This is a genomic window from Nocardioides sp. P5_C9_2, assembly GCF_054049555.1.
The window spans coordinates 1-6,563 of the sequence record NZ_JBFUMD010000194.1; the positions used below are offsets into that span (position 1 = coordinate 1).

The window sequence follows — 6,563 nt, forward strand, 5'->3', positions numbered from 1 at the left end:
GGTCGACCGCGATGACGCCGACCGTGCGGGAGGTGACCAGGGACTCCACGGAGGCCGGGTCGACGGTGCCGATGTCGGCCCGGACGTCGGCGAAGACCGGGGTGGCGCCCGTCCACACGACGGCGTGACCGGTGGCCGGGAAGGTGTAGTCGGCCACGATGACCTCGTCGCCGGGACCGGCGCCGAGCACCTGCAGGCCGAGGTGGAGAGCCGATCCGCAGTTGGAGGTGGCCAGCGCGTGGGTGGTGCCCACCACGGCCGCCAGCTCCTGCTCGAAGGCGACGCACGTCGGGCCTGCCCCCGACAGCCACCCGGACTCGAACACGGCCCGGATCGCGTCGATCTCGGCCTCACCGACGGTGGGCTGGCCCAGTGGGACGTTGCGGGTCTCGCCTGTGGTCACGCTGGTGGTTCCTCTCCCCGATGCGATGTCGGGACACCGTAACGGAGTGGCTCGGGAGGCCCCGAAGCGGCGGTGTCCCGCTCAGCGGGTGAAGGCGTGCCGCCCGACCGCGCGCAGCTGGCGGCCCGAGCGCTGCCGGAGCGCGGCCGGCGCCAGGGAGAGTGCGTGCAGCCGTGACACCCACCGTCGGCGAGCGGCGCGCGCGGCCCGCGGCCAGCCCAGGGCCGACATCCGGTCCGCCTGCTCGGCGAAGAACCTGCGGTCCTCCTCGAAGCGGGCGCCGGCGTGCAGGCCGAGCGACGAGGCGCTCTGTGCGTGCCGCCGGTAGGAGAAGCAGACGACCGGATCGACGACGAGCGGCGACCCCTCCGCCACGAGGTCCAGCACCAGCGCGAGGTCGAGGATGGTCGGCAGGTCCTGACGGAAGCTCACGCCGCCGAGCGCCTCCGCGGTGAACACCAGCGACGGCCAGTAGAGCCAGTTGCCGCGCAGCAGGCTGGTGGCGAGCTCCTCGCCGGCGAGGAGGTGCGGACCCTCCCCGCGCGGCTTCAGCGCACGCTTGATCCGCTCGGTGAGCCCGTCGGTGGGTCGTCCGTCCTCGTCGACGACGTCGACGCCCAGCTGGATGACGTCGGCGGTCGGGTGTGCCTCGTGCACCCGCCACGCCTGCGCGACGTACGACGGGTGGAGCAGGTCGTCGCTCCCGAGGAAGGCCACCAGGGCGCCGTCGGCGAGCTGCCGGGCCCGCTCGAAGTTGCCCGCGACGCCCAGGTTCTGCTCGTTGCGCAGGTAGCTGATCCGTTCGTCGGGGTGATCGCCCCACGTCCGTCGGGCGGTGGGGTCGGGGTAGGCGTCGTCGATGACCGTGACCCGCCACCGGTCGTCGGTCTGGCCCAGCACGCTGGCGAGCGCCTGGTCGAGCAGGGCGGGGTCGCCCCAGTAGGGGACGAGCAGGTGGAGCCACGAGCGGGTGCCGTCGGCCTCCTCGGTCACGGGCGCGGCTCGTCGCGGTCGTCGGTCCCGGCGCCGGAGTCCTGCTGCTCGAGGGCCAGGCGCAGCAGGGCGACCTCCTCGGCCAGGGTGCGGGTGCGCTCCTCGAGGCGACCCAGCTCGAAGCTGTGCTGGAGGCTCATCGCGAGCAGCAGCAGCGAGCCCAGGAAGAACAGGAGGTTGGCGGGCACCTGGACGTGCAGGAGCTCGGCGGCGGTCGTGAGCACGACGGGGAAGATCGTGACGACGAGCAGTCCCGCGGCGACGAAGAACCAGATGAGGGCGTACTTCTCCCGCAATCGGTGTCGGCGCAGCATCTCGAACAGCACCACGGCGACGATCACGGCGACGACGACGCCCAGGACGGCCGGGGTCACGAGACACCTGCCTGCGGCAGGGCGCCGCTGTCGGGCAGGCCCTCGTCGAAGGTCGCCGGCCACCGCCGCACGAGCGCGAGACCCAGGGCCACGACGGCACGGCACAGGAAGATCGCCGCACGCACCGGCGACGCGCTCGCCTGCCCGCCGGCCCGGGGCCGCATGTCGACCGGCAGCTGGCCGATCCGGCAGCCCACCCGGGTCGCGATCACCAGCGACTCGACGGTGTCACCGAGGTACTCCGCCGGGTAGTGCTCGGCGAAGACGGTCATCGCACGACGGTTGCAGGTCCGGAAGCCCGACGTGACGTCGGTGAGGGTGGTGCCGGCCAGCCGGCTCAGCACCCGGGCCAGGAGGAACATCGCCCAGCGGCGCGGGCCGCGCACGCGATAGGGATCGTCGGGGTGGGCGAAGCGGCTGCCGATGCAGATGTCGACCCCCTCGGGCCCGTCGAGCTCGGCGATCAGCGCCTCGACGTACCGGGGGTCGTGCTGTCCGTCGGCGTCGATCTGCACCGCGACGTCGTAGCCGGACCGCAGGGCGTGCCGGTAGCCGGTGCGCATCGCCCCGCCGACACCCAGGTTGAAGGGGAGGCGGACCACCGACGCACCGGCGGCCGCAGCGACGTCGGCCGTCCGGTCGCCGGAGCCGTCGTCGACGACGAGCACGTCCACGGTGGGGTTGGTGTCGTGGATCTCGCGGACCGTGGCGCCGACCGAGTCCTGCTCGTTCCAGGCCGGGACGATGACCAGCACACGAGGTCGGGCATCGCTTCTCGGCACCGCGCGATGGTAGCAACGCCCGCCCCTCACCCGACCCCCGGCGTGAACGTCCCGGTGGGCCATACTGTCCGGCGGATCGAGGGGGGTCAGATGGTGGTCGAGTCATCGACGCAGGAGCAGCCGACGCCGGCTGCCACGGCCACGCGCCGTCGTGTCCCGCTCTCGGAGCGACTGGCCGCTCGGCCCGCCTGGCAGCGCCACCTCCTGCTCCTCCTGGCCTTCGCGATCGTCGCCGCCCCCGTGGTGGCCCAGCAGGCCGTGGCCAACTCCGAGCTGAGCATCTTCGACGAGTGGCAGTACTCCGAGCGCGTCCACCAGGTGTCCGAGGGCGACCTCTTCATGCGCAACGGGGAGGTCATCGGCGACTGGGCGCAGGGCACGCGCGCCTGCCGGGGCATCATCCGGGTCGTCGGACCGCTACCCGACCCCTGCTTCGGCAAGGAGCCGGTCTACGTCCCCAACTCGGCGGCGGCCGACCCGCCGCCGTACTTCTGGGTGACGGGCGCGGTCGCCGGCGCACTGAAGGCCACCGGGATCGTGGACGACGGCCTGCTCGCCGGTCGTCTGGTGGGCGCCCTGTGGGCTGCGGTGAGCATGTGGTCCCTCTTCCTGCTGGCCCGGGCGATGGGCGCCGGCAGGGCCGCCTCGCTGGTGGCGTCGTCCGCGGTGCTCCTCGTCCCGGCGCTCCAGCAGCAGTACACCTTCGTCACTCCGCACGCGCTCGACATCCCCGTCGGGGCCCTGGCGGCCCTGGCGACCCTGCGGTTCCTGAGGCGCGAGTGGCCCTGGTGGACGCTGGTGCTCGCCGGGCTGGGCGTGGCCGGGGTCAAGGGCTCCAACATCGTGGTGGTGGTCGGTCTCGGGATCGCCCTGCTGGCGGTGATCGCCTGGCCCGGCACCCACGACCGTGCGGTGCGCCTGCGCGCCCTCGTGGCCGGCGCCCTCCTCGCCGGCAGCACGGTGGCCTTCACGGTGGCCTGGATGCTGGTCGTCCGTGCGACGCAGATCGGCGACCCGGCGCCCCCCGGCGACTACGTCGTCGCGGCGCTGGAGCCGCTCCAGCTCGTCTACGACAGCTTCCGCTTCCTCGGCCCGTACGGCGAGGGCGCGCTGGGGCTGCCGTCCGTCTGGTTCACGATGGCGATGACCGGCTCCGCGCTGGCGATCTGGGCCGGACTGGCGCGGGACCAGGCGCCCTTCGTCCGCGAGGTGGCGCCCGGCTTCCTGCTGGGCATGGCGGCCGGGCCGGTCGTCCTGGACGTGATGGTCTTCCTCACCACGGGCCAGTACATCGGGATCCACACCCGCTACGGCCTCGCGCTGTGGCCGCTCGGGCTGGCCTTCCTCGCGCTGCTGCTGCGCACCCGCACCGCGCTCGTGCTGGCGGCGGTCGGGCTGGTCCTCTTCGCGGCCACCCCGGCCCTGGCCGGCCTCGACAGCATCGCGATGTGAGCGGGCGGACGACGTGAGCGAGCCGGTCCGCCTGGTCACCGACGGGGAGCGTCGTGCCCGGATGGCGCGCCGCCACGGCATCGCTCCGCAGCACCGGGTGGTCGACCCGGTCGCGGCCACCCGCGCCATGACCGTCCTGCACTCCACCGAGCCGCCGACGCCCTACCTCTCGGTGCACGCCCGCGTCGACGGGGTCACCCGCGCCGACGTCGACCGGGCGCTCTACGACGACCGCTCGCTGGTCAAGCAGCTGGCCATGCGTCGCACGCTGTTCGTCTTCCCGCGGGACCTGCTGCCGGCGGCCTGGGGGAGCGCATCGGCGCGGGTGGCGCTCAGCGAGCGCCGAAGGATCGCCAAGGATGTCGAGAGGGCCGGCATCGCCGCCGACGGCGACGCCTGGCTCGACGGGGCCCGCGCCCGCGTGCTCGCCCACCTGGAGGAGCACCCCGAGGGGATCGCCGCGGTCGACCTGAGGTCGCTGTTCCCCGAGCTGTCGACGCCGGTGACCGTCTCGGCCGGCTCGCAGTGGAACCACTCGCGCCTGCTGACCCACCTCGGTCTCACGGCCGACCTGGTGCGTGGTCGCAACGGCGGGCACTGGCGCATCTCTCGACCGGTGTGGACCCCGATGGCCGGCTGGCTGGGGGAGGAGCCGGTGCCCCTGCCCGCCGAGGAGGGGTACGCCGCGCTGGTGGGCCGGTGGCTGCGGACCTTCGGGCCCGGCACCGAGACCGACGTGGTGTGGTGGCTGGGTGCCACCAAGGCCGCCGTGCGCCGGGCGTTCGCGGACCTCGGGGCGGTCGCGGTGGCGCTGGAGTCCGGCGACACCGGGTGGGTGCTGCCCGACGACCTCGAGCCCGAGCCCGCCGTCGATCCGTGGGCGGCGCTGCTGCCCGTGCTCGACCCCACGCTGATGGGCTGGAAGCAGCGCGAGTGGTACCTCGACGGCGCCCACGTGCCGTACCTCTTCGACACCAACGGCAACGGCGGCACCACCGCCTGGTGGGACGGACGGGTGGTCGGCTGCTACGTCCAGGACGGCGCCGGTGTGGTGCACGTCGTGCTGCGCGAGGAGCCGGGCGCCGACGCGCGCGCCGCCCTCGACGTCGAGGCCGAGCGGCTCACCGCCTGGCTGGACGGCGAGTCGGTGAACAGCGTCTACGCCTCGCGCCAGATGCGCGAGGCCCGCCTGCCCTGATCCCGACCTGGTGGGTCGTCGCCCGTTTCTCGTCGCGGGCGCCGGCGCGGATAGCCTGTGCCCGCCATGCCACGCCAGGACCCCCCGCAGCAGCCGCCCCCCGTCCAGCGCCTCCGGGTGCGTTACGCCAAGCGCGGCCGACTGCGCTTCACCAGCCACCGCGACTTCAGCCGCGCCTTCGAGCGTGCCGTCTTCCGGGCCCGCATCCCGATGGCCTACTCGTCGGGGTTCAACCCGCACCCCCGGATCTCCTACGCCGGCGCCGCTCCGACCGGCTCCGCCAGCGAGGCCGAGTACCTCGAGATCGCGCTCGCCCGGGCGCTCGTGCCCGCCGAGGTGCACAGCCTGCTCGACGAGTCGCTGCCCGACGGGCTCGACGTCATCGAGGTGGTCGAGTCGCCCGGCGGCTCGCTGGCCGACCGGCTGGAGGCCAGCCGGTGGCGCATCGACCTCGACGGCTCCCAGGAGGTCGTGGAGGCAGCGGTCGCCACGTTCCTGGCGGCCGAGGAGGTCCTCGTGGAGCGGATGACGAAGAAGGGCCTGCGCGAGTTCGACGCCCGCGGCGCCGTCGTGAGCCTCGCGGTCGGCCGGTCGGGGTACGACGACCGCTCGACGATCGACGTGGTGCTGCGGCACGGGGTGCCGGCGGTACGCCCGGACGACGTGCTGACGGCGCTGGTCTCGGTCTCGGACGTCGTTCCCGGACCGGCGCCGCTGATGACCCGCCTGGCCCAGGGCCCGCTGTCCGAGGACGGCACGATCGGCGATCCGTTCGTCGTCTGAGCTTCGCCCCGCCGCGGTTCGCGGTGATCCGGATCGGGGTCCGGTGTGCGATACTCGCCACGTTCGTCACGAGGTGGTCCGCCATCGCGCTGACGGGCCGACGACGTTCTCGCCGTACCGACCAAGGGTCGGCACATCGGATGAAGGTCGTCACCAGACCGCGACGCGGCCTGTGGGTCGGTGACAGCGATCCACGTGGGCGGGGCCCCTTTCCCGCCCGGGGCCCGGCGACCGCGGCAGGTGACGGCACGCACCCGGTGACGCACACGCGGAGGGTGTCGCCGCCACACGAAGGCTTTGCGCCCCGACGTCCCCTGCGGCCTCGCGGCGCCGACACGGCTCCGGACCTCGATTCCGGTGCCGGCGAGGAGAGCGACATGCTCGACGACAACCCGAACGACACCGACAGCACCGGCGGCGACACCAGCGCGGAAGGCTCCGCCGGCAGCGCGTCGACACCGCCGACGGTCACCCGCACCACGCGCAAGACCGCCGCCCGCAAGACCACGACCCCGCGCACCCGCAAGGCGGCCGCGCCGGCGGCCGAGGGCGGCGGCTCGACCGAGCAGTCCGCCGCC

8 protein-coding genes are annotated in these 6,563 nt (G+C 73.9%); 4 read left to right on the top strand and 4 right to left on the bottom strand.

From position 1 onward, the window contains the following. From ACXJKL_RS11225 to ACXJKL_RS11240, 4 genes are all read right to left on the bottom strand, one after another. A partial coding sequence (locus tag ACXJKL_RS11225; RefSeq protein WP_457207133.1) for an aminotransferase class I/II-fold pyridoxal phosphate-dependent enzyme occupies positions 1-403 on the bottom strand: 403 nt, incomplete at its 3' end. 81 nt (positions 404-484) lie between these two features. Next, the gene (locus ACXJKL_RS11230; RefSeq protein ID WP_457207134.1) at positions 485-1,396 is read right to left on the bottom strand and encodes a glycosyltransferase family 2 protein; all 912 of its coding nucleotides are present in this window, start codon (positions 1,394-1,396) and stop codon (positions 485-487) included. Continuing rightward, positions 1,393-1,770, bottom strand: a complete 378-nt coding sequence (locus tag ACXJKL_RS11235) for a DUF2304 domain-containing protein (RefSeq protein WP_457207135.1) — start codon at positions 1,768-1,770, stop codon at positions 1,393-1,395. Before ACXJKL_RS11235 ends, ACXJKL_RS11230 begins: the two co-directional genes overlap by 4 nt. Continuing rightward, positions 1,767-2,552 carry a glycosyltransferase family 2 protein gene (locus tag ACXJKL_RS11240; protein WP_457207136.1) on the bottom strand — a complete coding sequence of 262 codons (786 nt, stop codon included), beginning with the start codon at positions 2,550-2,552 and terminating at the stop codon, positions 1,767-1,769. The genes ACXJKL_RS11235 and ACXJKL_RS11240 overlap by 4 nt, the downstream gene beginning before the upstream one ends. Before the next feature lie 90 nt (positions 2,553-2,642). Here ACXJKL_RS11240 and ACXJKL_RS11245 point away from each other — a divergent pair, with 90 nt between their 5' ends. From ACXJKL_RS11245 to ACXJKL_RS11260, 4 genes are all read left to right on the top strand, one after another. Continuing rightward, a complete protein-coding gene (locus ACXJKL_RS11245) occupies positions 2,643-4,004 on the top strand; it encodes a hypothetical protein (protein WP_457207137.1) in 1,362 nt (453 codons plus the stop codon). Positions 4,005-4,017: 13 nt separating this feature from the next. Beyond that, positions 4,018-5,202, top strand: coding sequence for a winged helix DNA-binding domain-containing protein (locus ACXJKL_RS11250; protein WP_457207138.1), 1,185 nt, complete (start codon positions 4,018-4,020; stop codon positions 5,200-5,202). A 66-nt stretch (positions 5,203-5,268) separates the two neighbouring features. Continuing rightward, entirely contained in the window at positions 5,269-5,985 is a 717-nt protein-coding gene (locus ACXJKL_RS11255) for a TIGR03936 family radical SAM-associated protein (RefSeq protein ID WP_457207139.1), read from the top strand. A gap of 377 nt (positions 5,986-6,362) precedes the next feature. Next, the coding region (locus tag ACXJKL_RS11260; protein WP_457207140.1) for a hypothetical protein at positions 6,363-6,563 on the top strand (201 nt) is incomplete at its 3' end.

What these genes read in the sequence shown, in the direction of transcription:
- ACXJKL_RS11255 (WP_457207139.1), top strand. Translation starts at nt 5,269, where the DNA reads ATGCCACGCCAGGACCCCCCGCAGCAGCCGCCCCCCGTCCAGCGCCTC.
- ACXJKL_RS11245 (WP_457207137.1), top strand. Translation starts at nt 2,643, where the DNA reads ATGGTGGTCGAGTCATCGACGCAGGAGCAGCCGACGCCGGCTGCCACG.